14 protein-coding genes are annotated in these 14,982 nt (G+C 60.1%); 10 read left to right on the top strand and 4 right to left on the bottom strand.

Features of this window, described 5'->3' with window-relative positions:
- Positions 1-200 precede the first annotated feature (200 nt).
- The 3 genes from ACQZ40_RS20435 (at position 201) to ACQZ40_RS20445 (ending at position 3,802) form a co-directional block, all read left to right on the top strand.
- Complete coding sequence (locus ACQZ40_RS20435; RefSeq protein WP_448748588.1) at positions 201-1,724, top strand: sugar ABC transporter ATP-binding protein; 1,524 nt, start codon at positions 201-203, stop codon at positions 1,722-1,724.
- A 50-nt stretch (positions 1,725-1,774) separates the two neighbouring features.
- Positions 1,775-2,776 carry an ABC transporter permease gene (locus ACQZ40_RS20440; RefSeq protein ID WP_448748589.1) on the top strand — a complete coding sequence of 334 codons (1,002 nt, stop codon included), beginning with the start codon at positions 1,775-1,777 and terminating at the stop codon, positions 2,774-2,776.
- A gap of 72 nt (positions 2,777-2,848) precedes the next feature.
- Positions 2,849-3,802, top strand: coding sequence for a substrate-binding domain-containing protein (locus tag ACQZ40_RS20445; protein ID WP_125146278.1), 954 nt, complete (start codon positions 2,849-2,851; stop codon positions 3,800-3,802).
- Between the two features lie 56 nt (positions 3,803-3,858).
- On the opposite strand, the gene ACQZ40_RS20450 is transcribed toward ACQZ40_RS20445, so the two are convergent.
- The gene (locus ACQZ40_RS20450; protein WP_065655482.1) at positions 3,859-4,752 is read right to left on the bottom strand and encodes a LysR family transcriptional regulator; all 894 of its coding nucleotides are present in this window, start codon (positions 4,750-4,752) and stop codon (positions 3,859-3,861) included.
- 537 nt (positions 4,753-5,289) lie between these two features.
- Here ACQZ40_RS20450 and odc2 point away from each other — a divergent pair.
- The 7 genes from odc2 (at position 5,290) to ACQZ40_RS20485 (ending at position 12,096) form a co-directional block, all read left to right on the top strand.
- Positions 5,290-6,423, top strand: coding sequence for an ornithine/lysine decarboxylase (gene odc2 / locus ACQZ40_RS20455; RefSeq protein ID WP_003523360.1), 1,134 nt, complete (start codon positions 5,290-5,292; stop codon positions 6,421-6,423).
- A 193-nt stretch (positions 6,424-6,616) separates the two neighbouring features.
- Positions 6,617-7,186: a GNAT family N-acetyltransferase gene (locus ACQZ40_RS20460; RefSeq protein ID WP_080854677.1), complete on the top strand. Its 570-nt coding sequence runs from the start codon at positions 6,617-6,619 to the stop codon at positions 7,184-7,186.
- A gap of 147 nt (positions 7,187-7,333) precedes the next feature.
- Positions 7,334-7,735: a MarR family winged helix-turn-helix transcriptional regulator gene (locus ACQZ40_RS20465; protein WP_020813347.1), complete on the top strand. Its 402-nt coding sequence runs from the start codon at positions 7,334-7,336 to the stop codon at positions 7,733-7,735.
- A 67-nt stretch (positions 7,736-7,802) separates the two neighbouring features.
- Complete coding sequence (locus ACQZ40_RS20470; protein ID WP_080820717.1) at positions 7,803-9,098, top strand: MFS transporter; 1,296 nt, start codon at positions 7,803-7,805, stop codon at positions 9,096-9,098.
- A 310-nt stretch (positions 9,099-9,408) separates the two neighbouring features.
- Positions 9,409-10,107, top strand: a complete 699-nt coding sequence (locus ACQZ40_RS20475; protein WP_065655479.1) for an OmpW/AlkL family protein — start codon at positions 9,409-9,411, stop codon at positions 10,105-10,107.
- A 209-nt stretch (positions 10,108-10,316) separates the two neighbouring features.
- On the top strand, positions 10,317-10,760 hold the full coding sequence (locus ACQZ40_RS20480) for a glyoxalase superfamily protein (protein WP_271046368.1): 444 nt from the start codon (positions 10,317-10,319) through the stop codon (positions 10,758-10,760).
- A gap of 229 nt (positions 10,761-10,989) precedes the next feature.
- Positions 10,990-12,096, top strand: a complete 1,107-nt coding sequence (locus tag ACQZ40_RS20485; protein WP_448748590.1) for an acyltransferase family protein — start codon at positions 10,990-10,992, stop codon at positions 12,094-12,096.
- A gap of 47 nt (positions 12,097-12,143) precedes the next feature.
- On the opposite strand, the gene ACQZ40_RS20490 is transcribed toward ACQZ40_RS20485, so the two are convergent.
- Genes ACQZ40_RS20490 through ugpA form a run of 3 tightly spaced genes read right to left on the bottom strand, consistent with a single transcriptional unit; the run spans position 12,144 to position 14,945 of the window.
- Positions 12,144-13,205: a sn-glycerol-3-phosphate import ATP-binding protein UgpC gene (locus ACQZ40_RS20490; protein ID WP_448748591.1), complete on the bottom strand. Its 1,062-nt coding sequence runs from the start codon at positions 13,203-13,205 to the stop codon at positions 12,144-12,146.
- The gene (gene ugpE / locus ACQZ40_RS20495) at positions 13,205-14,053 is read right to left on the bottom strand and encodes a sn-glycerol-3-phosphate ABC transporter permease UgpE (RefSeq protein ID WP_080854682.1); all 849 of its coding nucleotides are present in this window, start codon (positions 14,051-14,053) and stop codon (positions 13,205-13,207) included. The genes ACQZ40_RS20490 and ugpE overlap by 1 nt, the downstream gene beginning before the upstream one ends.
- 10 nt (positions 14,054-14,063) lie before the next feature.
- Entirely contained in the window at positions 14,064-14,945 is an 882-nt protein-coding gene (gene ugpA, locus ACQZ40_RS20500; protein WP_078052474.1) for a sn-glycerol-3-phosphate ABC transporter permease UgpA, read from the bottom strand.
- Positions 14,946-14,982 lie beyond the last annotated feature (37 nt).

Raw genomic sequence — 14,982 nt, forward strand, 5'->3', positions numbered from 1 at the left:
GGGACTTTCGCGACCCTCTGGCTTGCGGTTCCTGTGGTCAAATTTGAGTGTATTCTAAAACACCAGCGAAATTTGCTTTACGTACCTCAAAACGGACGCTAGCTTCTTCCTCGAGCTTTGGGAGGAGTTCGCAGATGGTCGTTTCAGATAAAATCAAGGGGCAAACGCCGTCCGTTCACACCGGATACCGGTGACGGCACATGGCTTTTGCTGACGAATCTCCAGACCACGCCCTTATCCGGACGGTTGGGCTGTCCAAGTCTTTCGGGCCGGTACAGGTTCTCAAGGATATAGAGATCGCGGTGCGCGCCGGTGAGGTCCACGCGATCATTGGCGAGAACGGCGCCGGTAAGTCGACGCTGATGAAGCTGCTGGCCGGCAATGAAAAGCCGTCGGGCGGCGAAATCCGCATCGATGGCGAAGCCGTTACGCTGAGCGGTCCGGTGGATGCCGAACATCGCGGCATCGTTCTCGTGCATCAGGAAATATTGCTGGCCCCGGATTTGACGGTGGCGCAGAACATTTATCTCGGTCGCGAAATGCGCCGGGGCGCCATGGTGGACGATCGCGCCATGCGCGCCGGCGCCCGCAAGGCAATCGCCGATCTCGGCGGTACGATCGATCCGGACGCCATTGTCGGCAGCCTGTCGATTGCCCAGCGGCAGCTGGTGCAGATCGCCCGCGTTCTGCTGGTGCCGCATCGCGTGGTGATTTTCGATGAGCCGACCGCGAGCCTGACGCCCATCGAAACGGATGCGCTGCTGAATGTCATCAGGGACATCCGGGCGAAAGGCGTGGCCGTGCTTTATATTTCGCATCGTCTGCCGGAGGTGAAGGAGATTGCCGACCGGGTGACGGTTCTGCGAGACGGCAGGCTGGTCGCCTCCCATCCGGCATCGGCGCTGGAGCCTGCCGCTATGGCGCGGCTGATGGTGGGGCGCGATGTCGCCAAGCTTTATCCGGACCGCGCCGCCGGCGGCGAGCACGAGCCGGTTCTGCAGGTGGAGCATTTTACTGTTCCGGGTTATGCTCAGGATGCCGGTTTCAGCCTGCGCAGGGGCGAAATTCTCGGTTTCGCCGGTCTGGTCGGCGCGGGCAGAACGGAGCTCATGGAAGGAATACTCGGCCTGCGCGCCGGCCGGGGAACGGTGCGTCATCACGGCAGGCCGGTGCATTTCGCAAAGGCGGAAGACAGCCTGAAAGCCGGCATCGTTTATCTGAGCGAGGACCGCAAGGGCAAGGGCCTGCTGCTTACCAAGGATTTGCGTGTCAATCTCACGCTTGCTTCGCTCAAGAAATTCAGCCGGCTGTTTCAGATCGATACCCGCCGGGAAACGGCGGCGCTCGATGATGCGGTCCGGGATTTTGACATCCGTACCGGACGCAAGGATCTGCTGGCGGGCCAGCTTTCCGGCGGCAACCAGCAGAAACTGCTTCTGGCCAAGATGATGCTCATCGATCCGTCCATCGTCATCATCGACGAACCGACGCGCGGCATCGATATCGGCACCAAGGAACAGATTTACCGCTTCATCGCCAGGCTCGCGGATGAGGGGCGCTCTATCATCGTCGTTTCCTCGGAAATGCCGGAGCTGATCGGCATCTGCGACCGCATTCTGGTTATGCGGTCGGGCGGGATCGTCGGCGAGGTGACAGGTGAGCGCATGACCGAAAACGACATCGTGGCGCTGGCGACTGGCGTTCATACGCAGGAACCCGCCTGAGCGCCCGTGTGCCGGGAAACATGGCCTGACAAAAGAGACTGAGGGGAAACATGACTGAGGCCGCATTTGACAACGGCAAAACGCCGAAGACCTCGAAGGACTGGGATCTGCGCGCCGTCGCGCCTTTCGTGGCGCTGGCCCTGCTGCTGGTTCTCGGAACCATCGCCAATCCCAATTTCATCGGCATCGACAATCTCCTGAACGTCATCACCCGGAGCGCCTTCATCGCCATCATCGCGCTCGGCGCAACTTACGTCATCACATCGGGCGGGCTCGATCTTTCGGTGGGCGCAATGGTGGCTTTCGTCGCCAGCCTGATGATCCTGTTCATGAATAGCGGCGCCATCGCCAGTCCGCTTTCAATGCTGCTTACCGCCATGGCGCTGGCGCTCGCCATCGGGGCTGCCTGCGGGCTGACGAACGGCCTCATCACCACCATTGGCCGTATCGAACCCTTCATCGCCACGCTCGGCACCATGGGCATTTATCGCGGCTTGACCACATGGCTGTCGCAGGGCGGGGCGATCACGCTGCGCAACCCGGAAATCCAGACGCTTTATCGTCCGGTCTATTTCGGCAACGTCCTGGGCGTGCCGGTGCCGGTCATCGTTATCTTCGTCACCGCTGCGATAGCCGCCTTCGTGCTTTACCGCACCCGTTACGGGCGGCATCTGACCGCAGTAGGGTCGAGCGAGGATGTGGCGCGTTATTCCGGCATCTCGGTCGCGCGGGTCCGCACCATCGCTTATGTGGTTCAGGGGCTGTGTGTCGCCGTTGCGGTGCTGCTTTACGTGCCGCGCCTCGCTTCCACTTCGGCCACGACAGGCATGTTGTGGGAGTTGCAGGCCATCACTGCCGTCGTTGTCGGCGGCACGGCGCTGAGGGGCGGGGTAGGGCGCATCTGGGGGACGATCTGCGGCGCTTTCATTCTGGAGATCGTCGGCAACATCATGATCCTGTCGAACTTCGTCAGCGAATATCTGATCGGCGCCATTCAGGGGGCCATCATCATCATTGCCATGCTGGTGCAGCGTTCGCTCAGCCGCAGGTGACGTATCACGCCGCGCCATGTGGGGCAGGCGCGGTTGAAGGAGGAACGCCCCGGTCTTGGGAGGAAAGAGACTATGCGTAGTAAATTCATCGGCGTGGCCTTTGCCGCGCTGGCCACGATGCTGGCGGGCTCAGCGCATGCGCAGGACAAGAAGGTCACCATCGGCGTATCCATTCCAGCGGCCGACCATGGCTGGACGGCCGGCGTCGTCTACCATGCCGAGCGTGTGGCGAAGCTGCTGATGCAGGAACATCCGGGGCTCAACGTCATCGTCAAGACGTCGCCGGACGCCGCCAATCAGGCCAATGCGCTGCAGGACCTTGCCGTGCAGGGGCTCGATGCGCTGGTCGTCTTGCCGTCCGATCCAGATCCGCTGGTCAACGCCATCAAGGAGATCAAGGACAAGGGCACCTTCGTCGCGCTGGTCGACCGCGCGCCGAGCGTCAACGACAATTCGATCCGCGATCTCTATGTTGCCGGCAACAACCCCGCACTTGGCCAGGTGGCCGGCGAATACATCAAGAAGACGACGCCTGACGCCGAGGTCGTGGTCATTCGCGGTCTGCCGATCCCGATCGACCAGCAGCGTCAGGATGGTTTCGACAAGGGTATCGCCGGTTCCAGCGTCAAGGTTCTCGACCGCCAGTACGGCAACTGGAACCGCGACGACGCCTTCCGCGTGATGCAGGACTATCTGACCAAGTACAAGAAGATCGACGTGGTCTGGTGTCAGGATGACGACATGGCTATCGGCGTGCTGGAAGCCATCCAGCAGGCGAAACGCACCGATATCCAGTACATCGTTGCGGGCGCCGGTTCCAAGGACATGATCAAGAAGGTCATGGACGGCGACAAGCTCGTGCCGGTCGACGTGCTCTACCCGCCGGCGATGGTGGCGACCGCCATGCAGCTGACGGCCGGGCATTTCTATGATCAGGTGCCGGTTGCGGGTGAATATATCCTCGATGCGACGCTCATCACCAAGGACAATGCCGAGCAGTTCTACTTCCCGGATTCGCCGTTCTGATCTGATTTTCCGCTAACGCCGACGCCCGCCGCAAGGCGGGCGTTTCATTTTGTGGCTCACCCGTTCTTCCTGAACCAGGCCGAGAGATAATCCACGAAGCTGCGAACCTTGGCGGGCAGGTAACGGCGATGCGGATAGACCGCATAGATACCCCTGTCCTTGGAAATATAATCGTCGAACAGCGTCACCAGCTCGCCGGACTGGATATAGGGTCTGGCGATGAAATCGGGCACGAGCGCAATGCCGAGCCCGGCGCGGGCGGCGCGCAGCGTCGCCTGCGGGCTGTTGACCTCGATCGGTCCGCTGATGGTGACGGAGTTCGAACCGCCATCCGGCTCCAGATACCGTACCGTATTGTGAAACCGCGTATTGGTGTCGATGATGAAGGGAACGCGGGAGAAATCCTGCGGCCCGTCGAGCGGCCCGTGCTGCGCCACGAAATCCGCCGTCGCCACCGCATAGACCCGGAAATCGGAAAGCTTGCGGGCGATGAGACCGGAATCCTCCAGCCGGGTTATGCGAACCGCAAGATCGAAACCCTCCTCGATCAGGTCGACGAATCGGTCTTCCGCGACGATCTCCAGCGACAGTTCCGGATTTTCCTTGGCGAAATCGATCAGACTCTGGCCGACATCGGCATCGATGAAGGTGCGGGGAACGGAAATCCTGAGCTTGCCCTTGAGGTCGGCATTCTTTTCGCGCACCAGATCGGCAAGGTTATCGATCTCCTTCAAAATATCGGAAGCGGTGCGGTAATAGGTGTGCCCGGCTTCCGTCAGAGAGAACTGCCGGGTGGTGCGGTTGAGGAGCAGCGCGCCGAGATCGTCCTCCAGTTCCCGCACATATTTGGACAGAAGCGCCTTGGAACGCCCCGTCTTGCGCGCCGCGGCGGAAAAACCCTCCGCTTCGACGACATCGATAAAGGCGCGGATGCGGGTGAGCGTGTCCATGAAAATCCTCCTGTTCGTTCCATATAATTGAACGGCGAGGGTGGACTGTTCAACCCTTAATTCATTGCCGAAAAAATCCGCTCTTTGGTGAAAAAATCCTCTTGATTATGACTGCGAATATTCTTATCTCCCGTGCTGCCCAAAGTCGCACGTGCCCATGTGTGTCCGCCGATTCCTCGATGTGGTGAGGATTTAGGTAAGGTACCTGGAACTAACCCCTCCAGTCGCTATTCCGGCCAACCGGAAAATGCGAGGACATACGAAGCAACGACGGTGCGGGCCTTTCTGGTTCTCTGCCGGCTTTCCATCAGCCGGGGTACTAAAGAGGCACACCATCATTGCCTGAAGTGCGGTCGGGTCATTCCCTCCAATCCATGGCAGACAAAGCCGAATGATGCTCTGGCAGGGCATCGTTCACATTCGCGCCTTGAGCGTATGCTATCGATTCTGCGCCTCCACCGGCTGATTCGAATGCATATCTCGAGCGTCCTTTGTCCTCCGGATTTTTCCGGAGCCGGTTTAACAGGGAATACATCGATGACGACTGCACGCATTCTCGACTTCATCAAGACCCGACGTCCCGAAGGCCCTTGCCTCGTGGTTGATCTCGACGTCGTGCGCGACAATTTCAACGCTTTCCGGCATTCCCTGCCGAACAGCGCCATTTATTACGCCGTCAAGGCAAACCCGGCTCCCGAAATCCTGAAGCTGCTCGCTTCGCTCGGCTCCAACTTCGATTGCGCCTCCGTGGCTGAAATTCAGATGGCGCTCGATGCCGGTGCGACGGCTGACCGTATCTCCTTCGGCAACACCATCAAGAAGGAACGCGATGTTGCACGCGCCCATGCGCTCGGCATCGATCTCTTCGCCGTGGACAGCCATGAGGAAGTCGAGAAGGTCGCCCGTGCCGCTCCCGGCGCGCGCGTCTTCTGCCGCGTGCTGACGGATGGCGAAGGCGCCGAATGGCCGCTGTCGCGCAAGTTCGGCTGCGTGCCGCAGATGGCGGTCGACGTTCTGGTTTACGCACACCAGCTCGGTCTCGAGTCCTATGGCGTATCCTTCCATGTCGGTTCGCAGATGATGAACCTCGACGCATGGGATGCGGCGCTGGCCGACGCCAAGCGCGTCTTCGCTTCGCTTGCCAAGCAGGGCATCCACCTGCAGATGGTCAACATGGGCGGTGGTTTCCCGACCAAGTACCTGCGCGACGTTCCGGCTGCCGAAGAATACGGCCAGGCGATCGACACGGCGCTGCGCAAGCACTTCGGCAACCAGATCCCGAAGACGATCATCGAGCCGGGCCGCGGCATGGTCGGCAATGCCGGCGTCATCAAGGCGGAAGTCGTTCTCGTGTCGCGCAAGTCCGACAATGACAACCACCGCTGGGTGTTCCTCGACATCGGCAAGTTCGGCGGTCTCGCCGAGACGATGGACGAGGCTATCCGTTACCCGATCCGCACGGAGCGCGATCAGGACGAGATGGAGCCCTGCGTTCTGGCCGGCCCGACCTGCGACAGCGCCGACGTGCTGTATGAAAAGAACATGTACCCGCTGCCGGTCTCGTTGACCATCGGCGACGAAGTTCTGATCGAAGGCACGGGCGCTTACACGACCACCTATTCGGCGGTCGCGTTCAACGGTTTCGAGCCGCTGAAGGCCTACGTCATCTGATCCGAACGCCGCCCGCTGAAAAGGGCGGCTTCTCGACCAAGCTTCCGTTCCGGCTTTGCCGATTGTGCTGATGCGCAAATCCCTGCTTGCTGCACCTCTTCCAGCCGAGGAAAGCGTGTCGGCGGGCCGGAACGGCTCCACCAATTTTTCATCAAGGGCCGCGTGTGGGCGGTAGTGTGACGGGAGGCCAAGGATGGCCGCTCTTTTGAATTCGGTACGGGCATTTTTCACGCCTCAGACATTTCATGTCGATCAGGAAAATCCGGGCGATGTCGTCGCCCGTGAGAACCTGCTGGACCGCGCCATGGGCGCCGGCCGCCGCCGCAAGTCTTCCGAAAAGCTGCGCGCGGGTCGCATTCCGGCCGAAGGCCTGGCGCTCGTCGCCCGCGATGAGGACGGCCATGTCATCGGCACGGTGCGCCTATGGAACGTCGAGGCCGGCATCTCGCGCGAAGGCCGCGCCGTCGAAGCGCTGCTGCTCGGCCCGCTGGCCGTCGATGCCGCCCATGAAGGCAAGGGCATCGGCTCGGCGCTGATGCGCGCCGCCATTGCCGAAGCCACCAAGCGCGGCCACGGCGCCGTTCTTCTGGTGGGCGATGCACCCTATTACGAGCGCTTCGGCTTTTTCGCCGACAAGGCCCAGCACCTCATCATGCCCGGCCCGTTCGAGCGCAGCCGTTTCCTGGCGCTGGAACTGAAAGCCGGCTGGCTTGAAGGCGCTGCCGGCCTGTTGGTGGCAAGCGGTCGCAGGCTCTCTGCCTGAGACCGGCCTCGCTGCTGATATCAAACCCCGGCCCAAAGCCGGGGTTTATTGTTTCTGCTCTATGGCTTTGGGGTCGGCCGTTGCCCGCCGATAATTTCTCGGAGCGCCTCTTGCGCACAGAAATTTACGGGTATATACCCGAGACAAATGCCAAACGATAGTTGCCATTGCATCCTGTTGCGCAAAGCATCCCGCAAGGTTTCGTCCTATTATGACGAGGCCCTGGCGCCGCTCGGCGTGAATATCGGTCAGTTCAGCCTGTTGCGGAACATCAATCGCACGGCGCCGGTTTCGTTGACCGATCTGGCCGCGCGGGTGGAGCTGGATCGTTCCACCGTCGGCCGCAACGCCAAGGTGCTGGCTCGCATGGGTCTGGTGGCCATCGGCCACGGCGAGGATCAGCGGGAAGCGATGCTGACGGTGACGAAGGAAGGCCACGCGATCCTGAAAGCGGGCGCCCCGCTCTGGGATGGGGTGCAGGATGAAATCGAGGCTCGGCTTGGGCCTGAGAAGACAGCACAATTGCAGGAACTGCTCGCAGCCCTGTGACTTTTGGGGATATGCGGGTATATACCCGCAAAATATCGGCCGCGGCCGCTGGAAAGGGAATTTGAACATGCTCTCCACACGCCTCGCCAGCTGGATGGCCGGCAGAAATCTGCATTATGGCTGGCTCGTTGCCGCAACTACCTTCTTGACCATGCTGGCCACCGCCGGTGCGATGGGATCCGCCGGGGTGATGATCCAGCCGCTGCATCAGGAATTCGGCTGGGATATCGCCGATATTTCCTCCGCAATGGCCGTCAGGCTGGTGCTTTTTGGCCTGCTCGGACCTTTTGCCGCCGCCTTCATGAATCATTTCGGCGTCCGGCAGGTGGTTTCGACCGCGCTTGCCCTGATCATGGGCGGCATTGTCGCCTCCTTCTTCATGACCGAGGTGTGGCAATTGCTGCTGCTCTGGGGCGTGGTGATCGGCGTCGGCACGGGCATGACCGCGCTGGTGTTGGGCGCTACCGTGGCGACACGCTGGTTTTCCAAGCGTCGCGGACTGGTGATCGGCCTCATGACGGCGAGCAACGCCACCGGCCAGCTGGTTTTCCTGCCGCTGCTCGCGGCGCTGACGGAAGCATACGGCTGGCGAACCGCCTTGACCCTGTCCGTTGCGGTAATCGCCACCGCCATGGTTCTCGTCCTGCTTTTGATGCGTGACCATCCTGCCGATGTCGGCCTGCCGGCCTATGGCGAGACGGCGGTGGCGAAGCCGGTCAAGCAGGATCACAATCTTCTCGCCACACTGGTATCGCCGCTGGTGACCCTGAAGAGCGTATCGGGCAACCCGGTGTTCTGGGTGCTTTTCGGCACCTTCTTTGTCTGCGGGCTTTCGACCAATGGTCTCATCCAGACACATTGGATTTCGATCTGCGGCGATTTTGGCATGGCTGCGGTGACGGCGGCAGGCACGTTGGCGGTGATCGGCATTTTCGATTTCTTCGGCACGATTTTCGCCGGCTGGCTTTCCGACCGGTTCGACAATCGCTTCCTGCTGTTCTGGTTTTACGGTCTGCGCGGTCTGTCCCTGCTTTATCTCTCATTCTCAGGGTTCAGCTTCGTGGAGCTATCGGTCTTCGCCGTCTTTTACGGTCTGGACTGGGTGGCGACCGTGCCGCCGACGGTGAAGCTCGCTGCCGAGAATTTCGGGCGCGAAAAGGCCGGTCTCGTTTTCGGCTGGGTGTTTGCGGGCCACCAGCTGGGAGCCGCCACCGCCGCCTTTGGCGCGGGTTTCTTCAAAAGCGACTTCGATACCTATATGCCCGCGCTGCAGATTGCCGGTCTGATGTGCATGATCGCGGCCGTCTCGGTTCTGCTTCTGCGCAAGCCGGGCTCCGCAACCCTGACGCCCCAGGCCGCGTGATAGACGTGATACACTGGAAGGAGGCCTGCATTTGCAGGCCTTTTTCGTATTTTTCCGGCATCTGCCGGGCGCGTTGTGCACGAGCTCCACCATTGCTGGACGGCACTTGTTGCGTAATTGTCACAATGCTTGCCGGTTGATCGTTCCGATCCATGATCGGCGTCCCGGTTTGATCCATCTCAATCGGCCCGCCTGTCCCTTCGTCATAGTGGCCCCAAGCGGTTGCGGCAGGCGAAGATTCGCGAAAGCCCGCCGTCATCAGCCGGTTCCGGGGACTTGCCCGGCTGCGGTGCGCTATAGGAGAGATGGAATGACGAACGGAAACAAAAAAACCGCCTTGCTTGCCAGTGTCGCAGTGGGTGTTGCGGCCATGCTGGTATCCGCCAATGCGATGGCTGCCGATCTGGCCCAGGCAGCGCCGGCCCCCACCGCCGAAGAGGCGATTGCGGCAGCAAGCCCGTGGATGCTGCGCGTGCGCGGCCTCGGCGTCATCACCCATGACAGCGGCAGCGTCGACGGTGTGCCGGGAGCGGGCCTGTCCTATTCGGACACCGTGATCCCGGAACTCGACATCAGCTATTTCTTCACCGAAAACTTCGCCGCGGAGCTTATCCTCGGCACCACCTATGCCAAGATCAATGGCGAGGGTGTGCTGGCCGGCACGCCGGTCGGCAAGACGTGGCTGCTGCCGCCGACATTGACGCTGCAATATCACTTCACCGATTTCGGTGCTTTCAAGCCGTATATCGGCGCGGGCGTGAACTATTCGCTGTTCTATAACCAGACGGAAAAGCCCGGTTTCAGCAATCTCGATGTCAAGAACAAGGTCGGTGCAGCCGTGCAGGTCGGCTTCGACTATATGCTGGACGAGCATTGGGGCGTGAACTTCGACGTGAAGAAGATCTTCCTCAAGACCGACTGGACGGCGGAACTCGGCGGCACGCCGATCAGCGGCAAGGCGAAGCTCGATCCCTGGCTGATCGGCGCGGGTATCACCTATCGCTTCTGATTAGGGGATCGGTTAAGCGCCGCCTTTGACGGGCGGCGCTTTCTAAGCTATAGGGACGGCCACGGGCATAAGAGCCCCGGCCGTCCGCAGGCGTTTGCGCCCCTGGTGAAGCTCTTTCTTTAATAACGGTCATCCCATGTTTTGCATGTCGTCGATGGCAACGCGGACCCCCTTCGGAATAGTCGGCATGCGCATGTTGGAGAACCGTTATGAACGTGTCCAAACCGCTTCCCGCACTTGAGGGGCTGAAAGAACAGGCAAAACGCCTGCGCGCCGCCCTTGAAGGTGAGGGGCAGGCAATCACCCATTCGAAGGCGCTGGAACTCATCGCCGCGCAATATGGCTTCCGCGACTGGAACACCCTCCACGCATCGGCCGGCAACCGCCCCGCCTTCAACCCCTATCTTCTGGGCTCAAGGGTGGAAGGTTTTTACCTCGGCCAACCCTTCGTGGCTTCGGTGCTGGGCGTGCAGGCGCTCGGCGGCGATCCCGAACGTTACCGGCTGACCCTGCATCTCGACGATCCGGTGGATGTGGTGACTTTCGAAAGCTTTTCCGCCTTTCGCCAGCGCGTCCACTGCAATGTCGACACATCCGGCCGCACCGTGGAGAAAACCTCCAATGGCCGGCCGCAGGTGGAACTCGTCTGGTAGGGAAGCGGGCAGAGTTCGCTTGCCGTTACCTCCAAAACAGCGCCCCAGATCGCTGGCGTCGTCGCACCGCGTTCCGATTCAGGGTCGGAATGCGGTGTGCCGCAGCTGTTTGGGAGCACGCGCCGACAAAGAGAGCATGACCTGTTGCAATTCCCGTTTGGGTGGCAGTATAATTAAGTCCACATTGTTGAATATTGCATTTTTATAACAAATTTTGAATGAGGTATTGATGAGCGCGGAGCGCAATCCCGGGCGTTGGATTTACGTCGATTCCATTCGAGGCATAGCGGCTCTGGCGGTGATATACATTCATATTGCCGAAGTCGCCTATAAGAACAGATTTTCGACCTATGCGGTCGAGCATTATCTGTTTTACTTTTTTTCGGAATACTTCGATCTCGGGAAGATCGCCGTCGTTATGTTCTTTGCCGTTTCCGGGTTTGTTATTCCCTTCTCCTTGCTGAAGGCAAACAAAGTGCCCTTGCGCAGCTTTGCGATTTCGCGATTTTGCAGGCTTTACCCCGCTTACTGGGGGTCGATGGGCCTTGCTCTGTTGATTATCCCGCTGGTGCGGGGAGATGTCTTCACGCTTAGCCAGATCATTGCCAATGGGACGATGCTGCAACAGTTTCTGGGACAGCAAAATATTCTCGGGGTCTATTGGACACTGCAGATAGAAATCCTGTTTTATGTCGTCAGCGCCATGCTGTTCTATGTCAGGCTTCTTCACAAGCCTGAGGGTGCAGCGGGTGCTGTAGTGTTCTTCCTGTTCTGCGCCGTCGCCATGGGGGCGGCGCGATATGGTACGGGCATCAAATTGCCGGTCGCCATTCCGCTTGGACTAACCGTCATGTTCTGGGGATTGTTGAGGCGTCACGGCGCGAGTGAAGAGGCTGGCGTGCATATGCGGCGGCTCATCCTTGCCACATCCCTCCTCATCATCTTCACCGTGCCTGTCGTCAGCCTTCTGAGCTATAATGTGGATATGGGCTTCGGTGAAACCTGGTACCGTTATACGATTGCCTATTATGCGGGAATGGCGCTGTTTGCGCTCTTCACGACAAAGCTCCGCATAACGCACCCGGTTTTCGTCTGGCTCGGTGCGATAAGCTATTCCGTGTATCTGCTTGGCCCAGTCGCCCAGCCGATCGTGGAATATGTTCTCCCCTATCGGCAACTGGCTCCCTATCCCATCCACGTCACCATCATCCTAACCTTCGCCTTGACGGTGATTATGGCCTATTTGAGCTACAGGTTCATCGAGCTGCCGTCGCAAAAGCTCGGGAAGAAACTCGCATCACGCCAGCCCGCTCATGTAGCGGGATCATCGGTTTGAATGCACCGGCATTACAGCAGGGGACGGCCATGCCGGTGCGCTCGGTTTCAAATCCGTTTGCCGGCCGCATCGAACAGGTGAAAATCCTTCGCCTGGGCGGCGATCTTCAGCGTTTCGCCGATGCGTAGTTGCGAGCGGCCGGGAACGCGGAAGACGATGGTGGTGCCGTCAGCGAAGGAGCCGTGTACATAGCTTTCCGCGCCCACAAGTTCCACGGCGTCCACCTGCACGTTGGCGGTGAAGGCGGCATCGGCGGGTTCTGCTTCCGCCAGCGTGATGTCTTCCGGGCGGATGCCGAGCGTGGCGGCGTTTTGCGGTAGTGCTGCGGCGCCATTTACCGACCAGCCGGTCGAGGCATTGGACGAGGCCGCGGCATGGGCCAGAAGGTTCATGGAGGGCGAGCCGATGAAGGTGGCTACGAAGGTGGTCGCCGGCTTTTCGTAAAGCTCGATCGGCGTACCCATCTGCTCAATGCGGCCGGCGTTCAGCACCACCAGCCGGTCGGCCAGCGTCATGGCCTCCATCTGGTCATGGGTGACATAAACGCTTGTCGTGGCGAGCGAGCGCTGCAGGCGGCGGATTTCGACACGCATCTGCACGCGCAGCTTGGCATCGAGATTGGAGAGCGGCTCGTCGAACAGGAAGGCTGCCGGTTTGCGCACGATGGCGCGGCCCATGGCCACACGCTGGCGCTGGCCGCCGGAAAGCTGGCGCGGCTTGCGCTCCAGGAACTGTTCGATCTCCAGTGCCTTGGCCGCCTCGGTGATGCGCCGCTCGATTTCTTCCTTCGGCGTGTTGCGGTTCTTCAGGCCATAAGCAAGGTTCTGGCGCACCGTCATATGCGGATAAAGCGCATAGTTCTGGAACACCATGGCGATATCGCGGTCAGAGGGTTCGAGATCGTTGACGACGCGGTCGCCGATGACGATCTGGCCGCCGGAAATGCCCTCCAGCCCGGCGATCATGCGCAGCAGGGTGGATTTTCCGCAGCCGGAGGGGCCGACGAGCACGATCATTTCGCCGTCAGCGATATCCATCGATACGCCCTTGATGGCCTCGACATTGCCGCCATAAACCTTGCGGACGTCTTTCAGCGCAATTTTTGCCATTACTTTTCGGTCTCCACCAAACCTTTGACGAACCAGCGCTGCATCAGCACCACAACGATAATCGGGGGGATGATGGCGAGGATCGCCGTCACCATCACATAATTCCAGGGCGTCGAAGCGTCGGTGAAATCCACCATGCGCTTCAAGCCGATGATGATCGTGTTCATCTTGGCGTCGTTGGTCACGAGCAGCGGCCAGAGATACTGGGTCCAGCCATAGATGAACAGGATCACGAAAAGGGCGGCGATATTGGTTCTCGACAGCGGCAGCAGGATATCCCGCATGAAGCGGAACGGCCCTGCATTGTCGATGCGCGCCGCCTCGACCAGCTCGCCGGGAATGGTCAGGAAGAACTGCCGGAACAGGAAGGTTGCCGTCGCAGATGCCATCAGCGGCAGCGTCAGTCCCGCATAGGTGTCGATCAGCCCAAGATCGACGATGACCTTGTAGGTGGGCAGGATACGCACTTCCACCGGCAGCATGAGCGTGATGAAGATCATCCAGAAAAAGCCCATGCGGAAGGGAAAGCGGAAGAAGACGATGGCGAAGGCCGACAGGAACGAAATGACGATCTTGCCGATGGCGATGGCGAGCGCCACGACGAAGCTGTTGAACAGCAGCCGTTCGAGGCTGACGCCGACCACTCTTTCGACACCGCCGACCATGGCCTCGGTGTAATTGGCGCCAAGATGGTCGCCGGGCAAAAGCGACATGGGCGGGCGGATGATATCCGTCGACGTCATGGAGGAGGCGACGAAGGTGTAATAGATCGGGAAGGCCACGATGATGATGCCGAGTACCAGCATCAGATGGGCGATCACGCGGGCGACCGGGCGATTTTCAATCATTGTGAAATCCTCAGCCGTAATGCACGCGCTTCTCGACGAAGCGGAACTGGAAGGCGGTGAGCGCGATGACGATCACCATCAGGATCACGGACTGCGCGGCGGAAGAGCCGAGATTGAGGTTCACGAAGCCATCATTATAGACCTTGTAGACCAGCGTTTCCGTCGCCTTGGCCGGGCCGCCGCCGGTGACGGCATGGATGATGCCGAAGGTATCGAAGAAGGCGTAAACCGTGTTGACGACCAGAAGGAAGAAGGTTGTCGGCGCAAGCAGCGGGAAAACGATGGTCCAGAAGCGCCGCGAACCGCGCGCGCCATCAATGGAGGCCGCCTCCAGCAATGATTTAGGAATTGCCTGCAAGCCTGCGACAAAAAACAGGAAATTATAACTGATCTGCTTCCACGCAGCAGCGGCGACGACGAGCAGCATGGCCTGATCGCCGTTGAGCAGCGGGTCCCACATGATGCCGTTGCGGCGCAGGATGTAGGAGAACGTGCCCATGGCAGGGTTGAACATGAAGAGCCACAACATGCCGGCCACCGCAGGGGCGACGGCATAGGGCATGATCATCATGGTGCGGTAAAAGCCCTTGCCGCGCACCACGCGGTCCGCCGCCGTCGCCAGAAGCAGCGCCAGCCCCATGGAGACGAGCGCGGTCAGGATGCTGAAGATGACGGTGACCTGCAGCGAGTTCAGATAGCTTTCATCCGACAGCACGGCGGAAAAATTCGCCAGCCCGACGAAATTGCTGCTCAGCCCGAAGGCATCCTCGCGCATGGTCGACTGGTAAAGCGCCTGGCTTGCCGGCCAGAAGAAAAAGATCACCGTGAGGATGATCTGCGGCGCGACCAGCAGATAGGGCAGGATCTTGTTGGGGAATACGACGCTTTGCACGGCGATCTCCTGATGAGATGGGAATGCCGCCCGCACC

This window comes from Agrobacterium sp. 16-172Ci, assembly GCF_053522725.1.